Source organism: Shewanella sp. KT0246 (assembly GCF_019654955.1).
In the GTDB taxonomy this organism is placed as follows: Bacteria; Pseudomonadota; Gammaproteobacteria; order Enterobacterales; family Shewanellaceae; genus Shewanella; species Shewanella goraebulensis.
This window is the reverse complement of record NZ_BPEV01000178.1, coordinates 1-243: the sequence shown is the minus strand read 5'-3', so window position 1 is coordinate 243 and position 243 is coordinate 1. Positions and strand designations below refer to the sequence as shown.

Annotated in this window: 1 protein-coding gene; it reads left to right on the top strand. The window is 47.7% G+C overall.

What is annotated here, in order from left to right:
- A partial coding sequence (locus tag K5Q58_RS21025; RefSeq protein WP_220755765.1) for a VCBS domain-containing protein occupies window positions 1-243 on the top strand: 243 nt, incomplete at both ends.

Genomic DNA, 243 nt, shown 5'->3' with positions numbered 1-243 from the left:
GCGCAGAAACCCTGCAAGGTCAATTTGGTACGCTGACTATCAATAATCTCGGCCATTGGACCTACACCGCGGATAACGCACAAGCCACGATTCAAGGTCTAAAAACGGGTGAGTCAGTAACTGACACATTGCTGGTTCACTCTGTTGATGGCACTGAACAACAAGTCACCGTGACCATTAACGGTACTGACGATAAAGCAGTGATTGCAGGCACTTCAACTGCAACGCTCACTGAAGATAAAG